This is a genomic window from Dehalococcoidales bacterium, assembly GCA_035529395.1.
Classification (GTDB): domain Bacteria; phylum Chloroflexota; class Dehalococcoidia; order Dehalococcoidales; family Fen-1064; genus DUES01.
In genome coordinates, this window is sequence record DATKWT010000015.1 from 13,877 (window position 1) to 28,602 (window position 14,726).

At 56.1% G+C, this 14,726-nt stretch carries 14 protein-coding genes; 10 read left to right on the top strand and 4 right to left on the bottom strand.

The window, feature by feature from the left end; all coding sequences use genetic code 11:
- Positions 1 to 35 precede the first annotated feature (35 nt).
- The 6 genes from VMW13_00885 to VMW13_00910 all read left to right on the top strand — a co-directional run bounded on the left by VMW13_00885 (position 36) and on the right by VMW13_00910 (position 5,560).
- Complete coding sequence (locus tag VMW13_00885) at positions 36 to 1,004, top strand: ATP-binding cassette domain-containing protein (protein HUV43361.1); 969 nt, start codon at positions 36 to 38, stop codon at positions 1,002 to 1,004.
- Positions 1,005 to 1,006: 2 nt separating this feature from the next.
- A complete protein-coding gene (locus VMW13_00890) occupies positions 1,007 to 1,813 on the top strand; it encodes an ABC transporter permease (protein HUV43362.1) in 807 nt (268 codons plus the stop codon).
- A 44-nt stretch (positions 1,814 to 1,857) separates the two neighbouring features.
- Positions 1,858 to 2,550 carry a Sir2 family NAD-dependent protein deacetylase gene (locus VMW13_00895; protein ID HUV43363.1) on the top strand — a complete coding sequence of 231 codons (693 nt, stop codon included), beginning with the start codon at positions 1,858 to 1,860 and terminating at the stop codon, positions 2,548 to 2,550.
- Between the two features lie 375 nt (positions 2,551 to 2,925).
- Positions 2,926 to 3,918, top strand: coding sequence for a tryptophan--tRNA ligase (gene trpS / locus VMW13_00900; GenBank protein HUV43364.1), 993 nt, complete (start codon positions 2,926 to 2,928; stop codon positions 3,916 to 3,918).
- 111 nt (positions 3,919 to 4,029) lie between these two features.
- Positions 4,030 to 4,557, top strand: coding sequence for an isochorismatase family cysteine hydrolase (locus tag VMW13_00905; GenBank protein ID HUV43365.1), 528 nt, complete (start codon positions 4,030 to 4,032; stop codon positions 4,555 to 4,557).
- A 4-nt stretch (positions 4,558 to 4,561) separates the two neighbouring features.
- Entirely contained in the window at positions 4,562 to 5,560 is a 999-nt protein-coding gene (locus VMW13_00910; protein HUV43366.1) for a nicotinate phosphoribosyltransferase, read from the top strand.
- A gap of 122 nt (positions 5,561 to 5,682) precedes the next feature.
- Here the strand turns inward: VMW13_00910 and VMW13_00915 are convergent, their stop codons facing one another.
- Both VMW13_00915 and VMW13_00920 read right to left on the bottom strand, forming a co-directional pair.
- Positions 5,683 to 6,834 carry a serine hydrolase domain-containing protein gene (locus tag VMW13_00915; protein ID HUV43367.1) on the bottom strand — a complete coding sequence of 384 codons (1,152 nt, stop codon included), beginning with the start codon at positions 6,832 to 6,834 and terminating at the stop codon, positions 5,683 to 5,685.
- A gap of 446 nt (positions 6,835 to 7,280) precedes the next feature.
- Entirely contained in the window at positions 7,281 to 7,802 is a 522-nt protein-coding gene (locus VMW13_00920) for a hypothetical protein (GenBank protein ID HUV43368.1), read from the bottom strand.
- Between the two features lie 177 nt (positions 7,803 to 7,979).
- Here VMW13_00920 and VMW13_00925 point away from each other — a divergent pair, with 177 nt between their 5' ends.
- The gene (locus VMW13_00925) at positions 7,980 to 8,810 is read left to right on the top strand and encodes a DegV family protein (GenBank protein ID HUV43369.1); all 831 of its coding nucleotides are present in this window, start codon (positions 7,980 to 7,982) and stop codon (positions 8,808 to 8,810) included.
- 131 nt (positions 8,811 to 8,941) lie between these two features.
- On the opposite strand, the gene VMW13_00930 is transcribed toward VMW13_00925, so the two are convergent.
- Positions 8,942 to 9,847: an alpha/beta hydrolase-fold protein gene (locus VMW13_00930; GenBank protein ID HUV43370.1), complete on the bottom strand. Its 906-nt coding sequence runs from the start codon at positions 9,845 to 9,847 to the stop codon at positions 8,942 to 8,944.
- A gap of 168 nt (positions 9,848 to 10,015) precedes the next feature.
- A complete protein-coding gene (locus tag VMW13_00935; protein HUV43371.1) occupies positions 10,016 to 11,347 on the bottom strand; it encodes an MFS transporter in 1,332 nt (443 codons plus the stop codon).
- A 120-nt stretch (positions 11,348 to 11,467) separates the two neighbouring features.
- On the opposite strand from VMW13_00935, the gene VMW13_00940 reads away from it, so the two are divergent.
- From VMW13_00940 to VMW13_00950, 3 genes are all read left to right on the top strand, one after another.
- The gene (locus VMW13_00940; GenBank protein HUV43372.1) at positions 11,468 to 12,814 is read left to right on the top strand and encodes a M20/M25/M40 family metallo-hydrolase; all 1,347 of its coding nucleotides are present in this window, start codon (positions 11,468 to 11,470) and stop codon (positions 12,812 to 12,814) included.
- A 435-nt stretch (positions 12,815 to 13,249) separates the two neighbouring features.
- Positions 13,250 to 13,609 (top strand): RNA-binding protein, encoded by a 360-nt coding sequence (locus VMW13_00945; GenBank protein HUV43373.1) that lies wholly within the window; start codon positions 13,250 to 13,252, stop codon positions 13,607 to 13,609.
- A 121-nt stretch (positions 13,610 to 13,730) separates the two neighbouring features.
- The gene (locus VMW13_00950) at positions 13,731 to 14,495 is read left to right on the top strand and encodes a class I SAM-dependent methyltransferase (GenBank protein ID HUV43374.1); all 765 of its coding nucleotides are present in this window, start codon (positions 13,731 to 13,733) and stop codon (positions 14,493 to 14,495) included.
- Positions 14,496 to 14,726: the final 231 nt, after the last annotated feature.

Sequence of the window (14,726 nt, forward strand, 5' to 3'; positions counted from 1 at the left end):
GGCAGGACCGATGAGTTTGGAGGACAGATAGCCGGATGGACATGATAGAGATTGAGGGGCTTTCCAGGAAGTTCGGGAAGCTGGTTGCCGTAGACAACATATCGTTTCAGGTGCCCAGGGGGGAGATATTCGGTTTCCTCGGTCCCAATGGCGCCGGCAAGACCACGACCATTAACATACTCTGTACACTTCTTAAGCCTAGCGGCGGCAGGGCATCTGTCAATGGGTACGACGTCCTGAAGGAACGCCGGGAGGTACAGCGTTCTATCGGCCTTGTTTTTCAGGACCCGACTCTCGACGACTACCTGACGGCGGACCAGAACCTGCGTTTCCATGCCTATGCCTATGGTGTGCCTGCGAATGTTAGAGAAAAACGTATGCAGGAACTAATGGAACTGGTCGAGTTACAGGACCGTCGCAAGAACAAGGTCAGCACCTATTCCGGCGGGATGAAGCGCCGCCTGGAAATCGCCCGTGGCCTGCTCCACCATCCCAGTGTACTCTTCCTGGATGAACCAACGCTGGGACTGGACCCCCAGACACGACGTCGCATCTGGGAACATGTCCTGACATTGCGACAGCAGGAGGACCTGACGATATTCCTTACCACGCACTACATGGACGAGGCGGAACACTGCGAACGCATCGCCGTCATTGATAATGGGCGCATAATAGCCCTGGATACCCCGGATAATCTCAAGGACTCCCTGGGGGGGGACCTGGTGACGCTTGAAGCCAAGGACACTCAGGAGGCAGTAGCTGAGCTGAAGGAGAGGCATGACATTTCACCTGAAGTCAACGATGGTATGGTCACCTTCAGCGTTCCCCACGGAGATACCTTCCTGCCCGAGTTTGTGCGAGGGTTCCGCAGCGGTCTGCTTTCCATCAATGTTCGGCGGCCCACACTGGATGACGTGTTCCTGAAACTGACCGGCCACGCCATTCGAGACCAGGAGGTTGGTATGATGGACCAGATGAGAATGATGATGAGGTCTCACGGATAGCCATGGAAGAAGTATTTCGCGGAATATGGGTAATAGCTTATCGCGACCTGCTGCGTTTTGTTCAGGAGCGTACCCGGGCAATATCATCATTCGCCATGCCACTGCTGTTCCTAGTGATATTCGGCGCCGGTTTCAACCGCGTCATCGGCTCCATGGCTCCGGGGGTTGACTTTATCCAGTTCATCTATCCCGGTATCATTGCCATGACCGTACTCATGGGCTCGCTGATGTCGGGCTTGTCTGTCGTCTGGGACCGCGAGTTTGGCTTCCTCAGGGAGGTACTGGTGGCCCCGATGAGCCGTGCCGGAATCGTGCTGGGCAAGACAGCGGGCACGGCTGTTATCGCCCTCGGTCAGGGCTTCATCATGCTTGCTCTGGCCCCCATCGTCGGCGTGCAGCTCAGCCCTATGCTGGTAGTCAAGCTGATACCCCTGCTAATCATCATATCGGTATCTCTATCCGGCCTGGGAATCCTGGTAGCCTCACGCATGCGCTCCCAGCAGGGGTTCCAGATGCTGATACAGATAATAATCATGCCCCTCGTCTTCATGTCCGGCGTGTTCTTCCCGGTGAACAACGTACCAACGTGGCTCGAGGTTGCATCGAAAATCAACCCCCTGACATACGGTGTGGATGCTATACGCCAGGTCTTTCTCGGCGTAGGCTCGGCGTCCGCAGGTGGCGGTTTTGCCATCGGTGTCACAGTTTTCGGGCACAATATGAGCGTCCTGGAAGATGCGCTGGTAGTAGTCGTCCTGGGTGCCGTACTTATGACGGCAGCGATAGTGGCTTTCAGCAAGCAGGAATAGGAAGCCGGTCAGATGTTAATACGGCGGGAAGCCAGGAGACCACAGTGCAGACAGACATAGACAACCGGATAAATACCCTGGCCGACTGGATGTTCGAGTCGCAGCACCTGGTGGTGTTCACCGGTGCCGGTATCAGCACCGAATCGGGCCTCCCGGACTTCCGTGGTCCCGATGGCGTCTGGACGCGGCGGGATAAAGGCCTTTCAACGGAATGGCCAGACCTGTCCACCGCCGAACCTAACCTTGCTCATATGGCCATCCTGGAGCTACAGGAGATAGATAAACTAAGCTTTCTGGTTTCACAGAATATAGACAACCTTCACCTGAAGTCCGGTATACGTCCGGAACTCCTCGCGGAGCTGCACGGTAATGTCGCCAGGCTGCGCTGCCAGCGCTGCGGTACTCATGTAGAAACGGCTGCCGGCATGAAAAAATGCTCCTGCGGCGGGAAGCTGGTACCAAGCGTGGTCGATTTCGGTCAGTCCCTGCCGGAGAAGGACATCGAGGATTCCTTCCGCCATGCCCAGCAGTGTGACCTCCTGGTGGTTGTCGGTTCGAGTCTCGTGGTTACGCCTGCTGCCGATGTACCGGTCATCGCCTACGAACACGGTGCCCGCCTGGTGATAATCAACCAGGGCGAAACGCCTCTGGATGACATTGCCCATCTAAGGTTCGATGAGAGGATTGGCGATGTGTTACCGCCGGCGGTTGCCCGGCTGAAGCAGTTGATGGGATAGTACTTCTCGGTGCTGTACTCGTGACGGCAGCAATAGTGGCTTTCAGCAATTAGTGACAGGCCCCTGCAGTGGTCAACCGAGCGCTCCACAAACGGTATTGAAAAGATGGTACCAGCGCCGTATAATCAGCCAACGGTACCGAGGCGAAACCGGAAGACTGAGCAGGAGAAACACAGTGCCTGACCAGGGTGCACAGACAAGCCACAATCATCATGCCGCGATATGGTGGTGGCGTCGGAGGGTTTGGCATGTCTCCGGTCCGGGGAACGCCAGAACATAGTACCGGGACCGCACGGTTATACCAGGCCCATGAGTGAAGAAGCTCATGGGCCTTTCTCATTTTGGTAACACGCAAAACAACCAGGGGGTAGGAATTTGAAGCAGAAGATATTGACGGGCGACCGTCCCACCGGCCCGATGCACATCGGTCACTACGTCGGTTCACTGGAGAACCGGATCAGACTCCAAGACGAATACGATTGCTTCTTCGTCGTTGCCGACTACCAGGTACTCACCGACCACCTGACGGAGACGGAAGAGACCGAGGAAAACGTCAGATGTGTGCTCCTGGACTGGCTCTCCGTCGGGATGGATCCCGGTAAAAGCACCTTCTTCATACAGTCGAAAATCCCGGAGATTGCCGAACTGACGATGTACTTCTCGATGATGGTAAGCCTTGCCAGGCTACGGCGCAATCCCACCGTGAAGGAGGAGTTCCAGGCATCCGGGCTGCGGTCGATGAGCTACGGGTTCCTGGGATACCCGATATCTCAAGCTGCCGATATTCTCATCGTACGGTCGCACATGGTCCCGGTGGGAGACGATAACGTTGCCCACGTGGAACAGACCAGAGAAATCGCCCGGAAGTTCAACCGGTTGTTCGGCAAGGTATTTCCTGTTCCAGAGGCCCTTGTGGGCACGGTACCACGGTTGCCCGGCATCGACGGACAGAAGATGAGCGACAGCAAGGGCAACGCGATATTCCTTACCGACAGCCCCGAGGAGGTACGACAGAAGGTCAGCACGGCAATCACTGACCCGGCCCGTATCAGAGCGACGGACAAGGGCCACCCGGACATCTGTAACGTTTACCAGTACCACTACGCCTTCAATCGGGCCGAAGCCCCGTACATAGCAGGGCGTTGCCGACAGGCCACCATAGGCTGTGTCGCCTGCAAGGAGGACATGAGCGATAAACTCAACCTGTTCCTGGAGCCGATTCGCGAGAAAAGGGCATACTTCGAGGTCCGGCCGGAGATTATGCGGGATGCCCTGCATGACGGCATCAAACGGACCCTCAAAGAGAGCAGAGAGACAATCGAGCTTGTCCGCGAAGCGATGCACTTCGACTACAGGAAGCTGCTCTAAGCCGGTGTGCCCTGGAGTTATGTCAAGAACGGTCGGCATCCGATTTGACGACCATCACCGAAGATGCTACCTTTGTCCATAAGTCGCCGAAAGGCACGCAGGGGGTAGGTCGTGGCCAACGCTGTCCTGGTTATCGATATGCTGCGCGGCTTTCTTGAAGAAGGATGTCCTCTCTACTGTGGTCACGATGCACGCCGCATAATCCCCAGCATCCGGACTCTTCTGGAGCGCGAACTTGCCCAAGGCTCGAAGATGTTCTTCCTGTGCGACCGCCATGCTCCGGACGACCTGGAGTTCCGTATGTTCCCACCTCACTGTATCGAGGGCACCAGCGAGGCGGACATCATCCCCGAGCTTGCCGGGTACCACGGTGAGGTGATACCGAAAACGCGGTACAGTGCCTTTTTCAACACGCCCCTCGAAGATAGACTGGCAAAGATTATGCCGGAAAAGCTGATTGTTTGTGGGGTGTGCACCGATATCTGTGTTTGCCATACCGTAGCCGACGCCCGAAACCGCGACTACGAGGTAGAGGTGCCGGTTGACTGCGTTGCCTCATTTAACGAGGAAGCACACCGCTTCGCCCTGGAGCACATGGAGAGAGTGCTCGGGGCAATACTGACCAAATTGAAGGAGTAAGCAGATGAAACCACCAGAGTTTAAGCCTACCGAGGCCGTCCTGTCCGGCGAAACAGCCGATGTCTACTTCACCTACACCATGGAGATTCTACGCCACGAAGGCATCAACCCGGTAGCCACCATGGAGGTATTCCCCAGTCGGGCCGGAATACTCTGCGGCATGGAAGAGGTCAAAGCCCTGCTGACCAGGGTCCTTCCCGAGAACAGGAGCGAAGTATGGGCGCTATCCGAGGGCGAGGTAATGGACCACAAGGAAGTAGTATTGCGCGTCACGGCACCCTACCAGAGCTATGGCCTGTATGAAACGTCAGTTGTCGGTATCCTGGCCCACTGCAGCGGCTGGGCAACCGCCGCCAGGCAGTGTGTAGACGTTGCCCGCGGAATACCTATCATCAGCTTTGGCGCCCGACACGTTCACCCTTCGGTGGCCGGGATAATGGACTATTCGGCCATCGTGGGTGGCTGCACCGGATGCTCCAGTTCCAGTGGTGCCAGTCTGGCCAGCATCCAACCGTCAGGCACCATGCCCCACGCCATGATACTGATTATGGGTGATACCGTTGAGGCAACACTGGCCTTCGACAAATACATGCCGCCGGAAATCCCACGCGTATCCCTGGTAGATACCTTCAAGGACGAGGCTGAAGAAAGCCTGCGGGTGGCCGAGGCGCTGCGTGACCGGCTCGGAGCAGTGCGTCTTGACACGCCCGGCGAGCGGGGCAGAGTCACCACCGACCTTGTGAAAGAGGTGAGGGTCAGACTGGACATGGCCGGTTTCAACCATGTGGAAATTATCGTGAGCGGGGGGCTTGACCCGGAGCGCATACTCTATTTCCTCGGGAGCGGGGCGCCGGTTGACGGCTTCGGTGTCGGCAGCTACATCAGTGGCGGCAGACCAATAGATTTTACCGCCGACCTCCATGAGGTCGACAGTATGCCCATCGCGAAGAGGGGAAGGACTCCGGGTGTCACGCCCAATTCCAGACTCAAGCGCGTGCTGTGATTCGCTTGTCCCCACTCACCGGATTTCCCGACTGCTGTTGAAGTAGGCGGAAAGTATCTTCGCCGGGTCATCGGTCGCCCTGAGGTGCGTGGCCGTGCTTCCCAGGGTTTTTCAACACCCTGCTAGAGTGAATCATACAGCGCCCTGGCCGGTCTGATTGAGCGCTTGTCTCCCGTTGTGCCTATCAACATTCGGTTCATGACGTAGGAAAAGCTGACACGGGCGTCGAGGTCGACCACAATCAATGAACCTCCCCAGCCACCCCAGAAGAAGGTCCGCGGGTTCGGGCCCAGGGGAGTCTCCTCGCTGTTCAACCCGAAACCAAGCCCAAAGTGCATCGGTACCTGGAGTACAAGGTCGGTGCCGTAGCTCTGCTCTTCAATCACCTTCTCGATGGTGGACATGGAAAGAAGACGCACGCCATCAAGCTCACCGCCACAGGCCAGCAACGCGGCGACGCGGGCAACGGAGCGGGCATTGCCATGTCCGTTAGCGGCGGGTATCTCGGCACCCCGCCAGGCACGCTCCCTGGTAACCGTAGCTGGAGTGACAGGGTTTCCCATTTTGCGCGCTATCGCCGTCATATTAGCAGGGTCCACGTATTCGGGGTCTCCGGCTTTAAGTACCGGTGGGGGAATAAGCTCGGCGACACGGTCATCGTGCTCCGGGGGCAGACCGATGTGGAAGTCCGCCCCGAGCGGGACAGCGACCTCCTCCCGAAAGAAGGTGCCCAGGCTCTTTCCCGTTATCCGCCGCACCACTTCACCGATTAGGTGGCCAAAGGTCATGGAGTGATAACCGCTGGCTGTTCCCGGTTCCCACCACGGCTTCTGGGCAGCGAGCAATCCGACAGAGCGGTCCCAGTCGTACAGGTCCTCCGTGGTCATAGGCACCTCGAAGCCAGCCAGTCCGGACGTGTGGCTGAGCAGGTACCGGACAGGAATCTTCTCTTTGCCTGCTTGAGCAAATTCCGGCCAGTAGCTGGCTACAGGCGCATCAAGGTCAAGCTGGCCACGGTCAACCAATATCAGGGCGCAGAGGGCCGTCATTGCCTTGGTGGTCGACCAGACATTGACGATAGTGTCCTGTTCCCAGAGTCGTGTTCGGGCGACATCCGCATAGCCACCCCAGATATCGACTACGAACTTACCGTCTACCGTGGCCGCAAAGGCGGCACCGAGGTCGTCTTCCACCTCGAAGCCTCTGGCAAAGGCGTCCTTTACGCCGGCAAACCGTGGCTCGCAGTAACCGTGAATCTCCACTACACCGGTCATATTTGTCCTCCTTTATAGTAAGGCCGATGAATACGTGTGGCCTTCATTCCTATCGTGTCCCGGCTACGGTACCACTAATTGCGGACGCAGTCAATGCGGTGTCCAGGACAGCCGATGCTGGTTATTATCGGAGAATACCTGTGCGGTTAGCTATGGTACTGGCACGGTACTGAAAAACTTTTTCGACCAATCCCCGTGCGGCCCAGATGGGCCGCCTTCCCCTTCCTGTCCAGGAAGAGCCTTCCTACCGAGGAAGGGGGAAAGTTTATATCTGGGGGACACCCCCAGACCCCTGCCAGAGGGAGCTCCCTCTGGACTCCCCTTTTTCAGCAGTCTGCCTGGACGAACCGGAATGGCGGTTCAACAACCGTGAGAATCCTTTCCTGTTTCGAAACACGCTGTTGAAGTTGATTATCGCTTCCAAGTTGGGATACAAAGAGTTGGTATCATAAACTTGTCCTGATTTCTTCCAGCCTTTTTAAACGCCGATGCGTGTAATTTCTCTGTATGACAAGCATTCTCGTCAAAAGTACAGGCTTCAATTCGTTCTCCGGGTTTTCCAATCCTACATCCAATGTCCAGGATTTTTCATATTCCGTGCCTTTTAGGACATTGATAACAGAAGCATCCCATTCACGTATCTGCTCCTCATGTTTGTCAATATCGGCCTCGGTATCACCTGTTAATCTTGTTAATATCCGTTCGCCGCTCGATATTAACACGACCAGATTATTTTTTAGACTACCTGTATTTTTTAGATAATACAGGATAAGTATCACCCAGAGAATCACTGCTGTACCGATTACAGCATATCTACAGGTATCACTAAACCAGGGTAAGGGAGAAAGGATGGCGTGGCAGTGGTTAATACAGTAGCCACTACCAAAATACGTCCCCACGGCCTCATCATCCACACCGTCTTGAACATCTTGATAGGGTCGAATTGGGGCATAACCATATTCTACCACTTTCAGAACTCTTGGTAACCCTGTAACTCCCTCGATGCACGTCCCTGTGGCAGTATTAGCGGGGTCTGTCTTCATGCCGCCTATTGACAAAACCGGGCCGGCTATTTACAGTATCCATTATCCGGTCACAGCTGCGCCGCTCACAGAGCGAACGAACCTGCGAGGGGAGGCAACTTAATGACGGTTAAGATTGTCACCGATAGTACCGCAGACATCTCGCCTGAAATAGCACAGGCGCTGGGCATCCGGATTGTCCCGGTATACCTCAGATTCGGCAGCGAGGTCTTTCGTGACGGAGTAGACATCACCAAAGAAGAATTCTATCGCAGGCTGGAAACGTCATCCGTCCATCCAACCACTTCACAACCAACGCCGCAGGACTTCGCCACGGCATACTCGGATTGCGCTGAAGAAGCTGATGGCATCATATCCATCCATGTCTCAGCCAAACTCAGCGGCACCTGCAACGCTGCCCTGCAAGGCATAAAGATGCTGAAAGGTAAATGCCAGGTTGAAGTCGTTGATTCGCAGTTCACATCCGTTGCCCTGGCCCTGGTGGTCATGGCGGCCGCCGGATTGGCCAGAGCGGGAGAGAGTCTGCCATGCATTCTCGACGAGACACGAAAAATCATCGGGCAGGTACGAGTGCTCGGGGTTTTTGACACCATGAAATACCTGGCTCGCAGCGGGAGGGTCAGCAAGGCAGTAACTTCAGTGGCTGGAATACTGAATATAAAGCCCCTGCTCACCTTCAGAGATGGAGAAATCGTCCGGGCAAGCCTGGTGCGGACGTACTCCAGGGGTATAGCGAGGCTATATGAGTTTGCCAGCAGCAGACCGTCCATTCAAGCCCTGTCCATTGCCTACAGCACCGTGCCGTCCCATGCCAACCAACTCAAGCAGCAGCTACTGACCGTCTTCCCCGGCATGGACATCCAAATCGCCCAGTTGGGCGCTGCCCTTGGAGTCCATGGTGGCCCCGGAGTCTTGATGGTGGCTCTCCGGTAACAAGAATGATAGCCGGGAGGGCTGTGGATTTCATCAAGACCGAACGTAATCAGGGCCGGGGACATCCGGAATGACCAGGATGCCGTGAAGATATATCCCAACACCGGCCAGTAGCGTGAAAAAGGTGAAACTCAGGAAGCCTTCAGAGTCTTCCCGGCCTGTTCCTTCCACTGCACAATCATCTTCTCCAGGTTCTCTACATCCGGGTCAGGCGGCGGGGGATTGATAAGAGTGCCCAGGAACTCAAGCGCCTCCTGAATGCGCGGCCCCAGCGAGCGCCCCACGTGGTTTGCCCCCCGCACCAGGTGATATTCATGCGGTATACTACGGTCCCTGAGAATTCGGTGCAGGAACTCGGTGCCCCTGTCCAGGCCGAAGGCGTCCTCATCGCCACATTCGAGGTAAACCCCCATTTTCAAAGACAGAATCCTCTCGGCATCCTTGACCACGATGTTGGCCGGGTTATTCTGTGCCCAGTACTCCTCATCGACCGGCCTGCCGTAGATGGCCCGAAATATCCCCTCCGAACGCCAGAACCGGTCCTCAAACTCGATATCCCTGAAGGCCAGTGCAGGCTCTATACCCGGCTCCAGTGCCGCCAGACCGGTAAAGATGTCCGGGTATTTCAGCCCCAGGCGAAGCGCACCCATACCACCCATGGAAATGCCGGCAACAAACAGACCGTCACGGTCCTGCCGTACGCGATAGTTCTCCCGAATATGAGCAAGGAACGGCCCAACCAGGAGCGACTCCCACTTCTGGGAACCGTCCCGGTAGTCCATATAGAACGAGCGGCCGGCACTGGGCGTAACAACTACCAGCCTGGGCAGCCGTCCGTCATCCCATGCCCTCTCGAAAAGGGGCTTCGTCCCGCCCAGGAAGGTCTTACTGTCGCCACCACCGCCGTGCAGGAAGTAGAGCAGTGGCAGGCGTTCTTCCGCTTCTTTATAGCCATCAGGAAGAAGGACTGCGTATGCCATCGGGCCTGGAACAAGGTCACTGGTGTACTCGGCTTCAACGAATGTGCTATCTGCCATGATTGCCTCCGTATGCGGTTAATAAGAATGTGTGCCGGGATGCTCCCCGCACCCCTCTAATACAGCCTTAGTAATCCCAGCACAGCATAACATATCCGGCAGGTGGACTGTCTTGCCTGTCGCCAGCCTCAGTAAGAATGCAGGGCAGGACTGTGTACCACGAGCATCTTACTCCTCCAGCAACAGCTCTGCGGCGGAGACTGTCATACCATCCGCCGTAGTGTAGCGGTGAGGTCTGGGAGGACGGGCTACCCCTATCAGGAAAGCCGCCGCGGCGAACAGACCGATAATCACCATAAATGCCGGCCGGTATGAGCCGATAACATCGAAGACGACATTCATGGCAACCGGACCTGCGGCACCAAACCCGAAGGCTACCAGGAATCCCAGTGAACGAACCAGGCCAAGACTGAAACGGCCGAAATAGTCGGCCCAGATTACTCCCTGGATTACGGCGATACCGGACATACCAATTCCATAGACTGCCACTGCAAGCCAGAGAAACACCGGCTGCCCCGCCAGCAGGAAGAGAAAAGCCCCCATACCCTGGATAACGAAGGGGATGACACGCACGAACACCCTGTCGGAATACTCGGCAACAAACCCCATGAACGGGAGCACCGCCGCCATGATAACAGCACGCACAGTCATCACGGCTGCCAGTGTAGTATCACTGTAGTTCAGGTCCTGAATATAGGCGGCCAGGCTGACATTTATACCCTGAAAGGCCATGCTGCTTATCCCCAGGGAAGCAGCCAGAAGCCAGAAGCTTCTGGTGGTCAATACTTCTCTACGGCTCCATACCGGCTCTCCCGGAGTCAACTTGCCTTCAGAATGCTCCTCCTCATTTCTCCGGCTTCCTTCAGTATCGGGAGCAATCCCGTCCGGATGGAGGCCCATATCCTCCGGTCGGCGGCGCATGAGGATTACCGAAGGGATGAGAACAGCCAACCACGTAACCACGGCAAAGACAACGAACATGGTACGCCATCCGGAGGAGGCAATCACAAACACGGTTACCGGGACAAAGATTACGTTGCTCAGGTTATTTCCGAGGCGTCCGATAGCGATGGCGCGGCCACGCTTGCGGACGAACCAGTTGTTGATGGCTACGTCCGTCACCAGTCCTCCCATGAGGGTGAAGCCAATGGCTACCACCACACCCCGCAGCAGGTAGAACTGCCAGAGAGCGCTTATCTGGGTTACGCTCAGCATGATTATACCGACAATGATTGCACCGATGGGCATCAGCACGCGGGGACCATACCGGTCAATGAAGGGACCGACAACGGGAGAAATAAGCGCCTCGGTTACACGGGCAATAGTCTGCACGGCGGCAACGCTGCTACGACTCCAGCCGAATTCGTTTCCAAACGGCTTGAAGAAGAACCCCAGCATGGAGGAGTAATGCTCGGCATAAGCGAGATGTGCCAGGAAGGAGGCACCCACTATATTCCAGCCGTAGAAGTAGCGGGGCTTCCTGCGTGTCGTGGTTGTCACACGGGTATTCTACACCATATTGTAACCCAGGAAACACCCTTGAACTAAAATTGTTGACATCTGTTGTATGGTGGGCTAGTTTGTATTACCGGGCATGATAGTTGTGACAAGGAGTATGTTATGGATGAATTCAACGCCTACGTCAAGACCAATGCGGAACGCTTCATAGAGGAACTGAAGGGGTTCTGTCGCCAGCCAAGCATTGCTGCCCAGGGTATCGGACTGGAAAAGATGGCGGAACTGGTGCGCGCAAGACTGGAGAAACTGGGTGTTAATGTCCGTCTGATACCGCTGGAGGGCGGCCCACCCATCGTCTACGGGGAGTTAGGAGAAGGTCAGCGCACCCTGCTAATCTACAACCACTACGACGTGCAGCCCCCCGACCCTCTCGATGAATGGGTATCGGAGCCTTTCGACCCCCAGGTCCGGGAAGGAACGCTATACGCCCGCGGCGTGGCCGACAACAAGGGAGACCTGCTGGCCCGTCTGCAGGCCGTCGAGGCCTATCAGGCTACGCTGGGCAAGCTTCCCCTCAAGCTCAAGTGGATTATCGAGGGGGAAGAGGAGGTGGGCAGCCCCCACCTGCCGGCATTCGCCGCCGAACATGCCGAACTGCTCTCTGCCGATGGCTGTATCTGGGAGGCAGGCAGCAAGGATATGAAGGAGCGTCCCACTATCACGTTGGGACTGAAAGGCATTATGTATCTCGAACTCAGGGCTCATGGCGCCAGCAGTGACCTTCACTCCTCGCTGGCTACCATTGTCCCCAATCCGGCGTGGCGTCTCGTCTGGGCCCTCAATACGCTGAAGGACGAGAATGACAACATCCTGGTCGATGGTCTCCTGGACCATGTGGTCGAGCCTACTCAGGCGGAGATGGAAATGCTGGCCGCCATTCCCTTCGAGGAAGATATGATGCTGGCCAACTTCGGCATACCTCGATTCATACGGGGTCTGACCGGCATTGAAGCGTTGAAAAAGCACCTCTACGAGCCGACCTGTACTATTTGCGGTTTCAAGGCGGGATACATCGAACAGGGCACCAAGACCGTGCTACCCAGAACAGCCATGGTCAAGCTCGATTTCCGGCTGGTGCCCAACCTGGAGCCAGAAATGATACTGGACCTGCTGCGTAAGCACCTTGATAGACGGGGTTTCACCGATATTGAAGTGGTTACCGGACATGGCGAGCATCCGGCTAAATCACCACCGGACGCACCTGTCGTGAAGGCTGCCATTGCCGCCGCTGAGGCGGTCTACGGCCAGAGCCCGGTCATCGTTCCGCTGATGGCCGGTAGCGGTCCTATGTATCCCCTTACCCAGGCATTCGGAACACCGGCTTTCTCAACCGGGGTTGGCCATGCCCGAAGCGGTGCCCACGCTCCCAACGAGAGTGTCCGCCTGGATGACTACTTCCAGGGTATCCGCTTCATCGGAGAACTGATTCGTCAGTTCGGTACGGGATAGCGGGGGTGTCCCCCGGATATAGTGGGGTTGATCGGAAGGGTTTTCCATCACCCTGCTAGTAGCCTCAGGGTTGCCCGGGGAACAGTGCCGTACGGGTATTGTAGTATAAAATTATTAGTGATATGATGTTGGGTAGTGGTTTTAGTTCAGGTTATTTTCTCTTTCGGTAAGTCTCCTGTGAGACTATCGCGGACTTATCCAGGCACTGGATAACCCCAACTCAAACCAGCCGACTGGTATGAAGGAGGTCGTCCAGTGGTGCTCCGAGACGAATCTATCGTGCGTCCCCGTTGCAGGCCATCCACGTCACCACTAACGACGAACATCCATTTCACAGGTCCAGTCCCGCTGGTGGGCCTGACTGCTGTCCTTCATGATGGCCACCGTCAAAGCATGACTTCACCCGGGAACACTACGGAATAGAAGGAGACCAACATGCGTATCTATGTGGGCAACCTATCCTACAATGTAACTGAGGAAGAACTGCGCCAGGAGTTCGCCGCCTTCGGGGAAGTGGAATCTGTAAGCGTCGTGACAGACAGGAACACCGGTCGACCCAGAGGGTTTGCATTTGTCGAAATGCCTACCAAATCCGAAGGTGACGCTGCAATCGCTGCCGTTAACGGGAAAACACTTGACTACCGCACTCTTGTCGTCAACGAGGCTCGCCCTCGCACCGACAGCGGAGGCGGTCGTTCCTTCGGTGGTGGCGGCGGCGGCGGCAGACGAGAGGGTGGGGGCGGGGGCGGCGGTGGTGGCTTTGGTCGAAAGGACGACAGACACCGAAGGTACTAATACTACTGGGCATCAGTCAGACACCATACAGGCAGTACTACTTACCTGGCAGGCCTCTGTGACACGGTATGCTACTCTCAGTCCACCAGCCGTATTTTCCAGGTCGAGAGGACGGAGACCAATGGCCAAAGATGTCCTGTCCGAAATACACCAGTACCTTCAGAGAGAGGATTCGGGAAGGCTCAGGTACACCAGAAGAGCATTCCGAATGCTCCCCACACTGGATAGACCGCGTATACTGGATATTGGCTGTGGCCTGGGAGGACCGACTCTGCAACTTGCGCGGTTGAGTCAGGGAAACATAATCGGGATAGATATCGACACTCCTTCCCTGGACGAGTTCACGGGTAGAATTAAAGAGACCGGGCTTTCAGACCGTGTCAAGGCTGTCAACTGCTCCATGTTTGATATGGATTTCCCGGACGAGAGCTTCGACATCATCTGGGCTGAGGGTTCTATATGGCGAATCGGCTTTGAGAAAGGTCTCAGGGAGTGGCGAAGATTCCTTAGTCCCAATGGATTCCTGGTAGTCCACGAGATGGTCTGGCTACGTCCGAATCCCCCGAAAGCGGTTCACGATTACTGGACACGGTTCTATGCGGGAATAACCACTGTCCCTGATAACATGGAACGGGTCCCCGGCTGTGGTTATGACATTATCGGGCATTTTGCTCTCCCGGAGAATGCCTGGTGGAGGGAGTACTACGGCCCTCTGCAACAGCATGTCAAAGAGCTCCGCATGAAGTACGCCGACGACCCCGGATCCCTCGCGATGCTTGACAGGGAACAACGTGAAATAGACCTTTACAGGCAAAGCCAAGGATGGTACGGCTCAGCATTCTTCGTCATGCAGAAGAGACCGGTATCCCCTACGCAGGACAGCTAGTGTAGTGTCTTACAAATGCCTTTACAGTCCCTGTCATTCTAGCAAGCCTATGAAAAACCCTTTCGACCAACCCCCTGACCCCCTTCCTGGCCAGGAAGAGCCTTCCTACCGAGGAAGGGGGGAAAGATTATATCTGGGGGACACCGGCAGAATCTGGTTTCGGATTCTGCTAACGTCATTCTGTAAGAATGACGCCCAGACACCCCTGCCAAAAGGAGCGCCTCTCAGAAG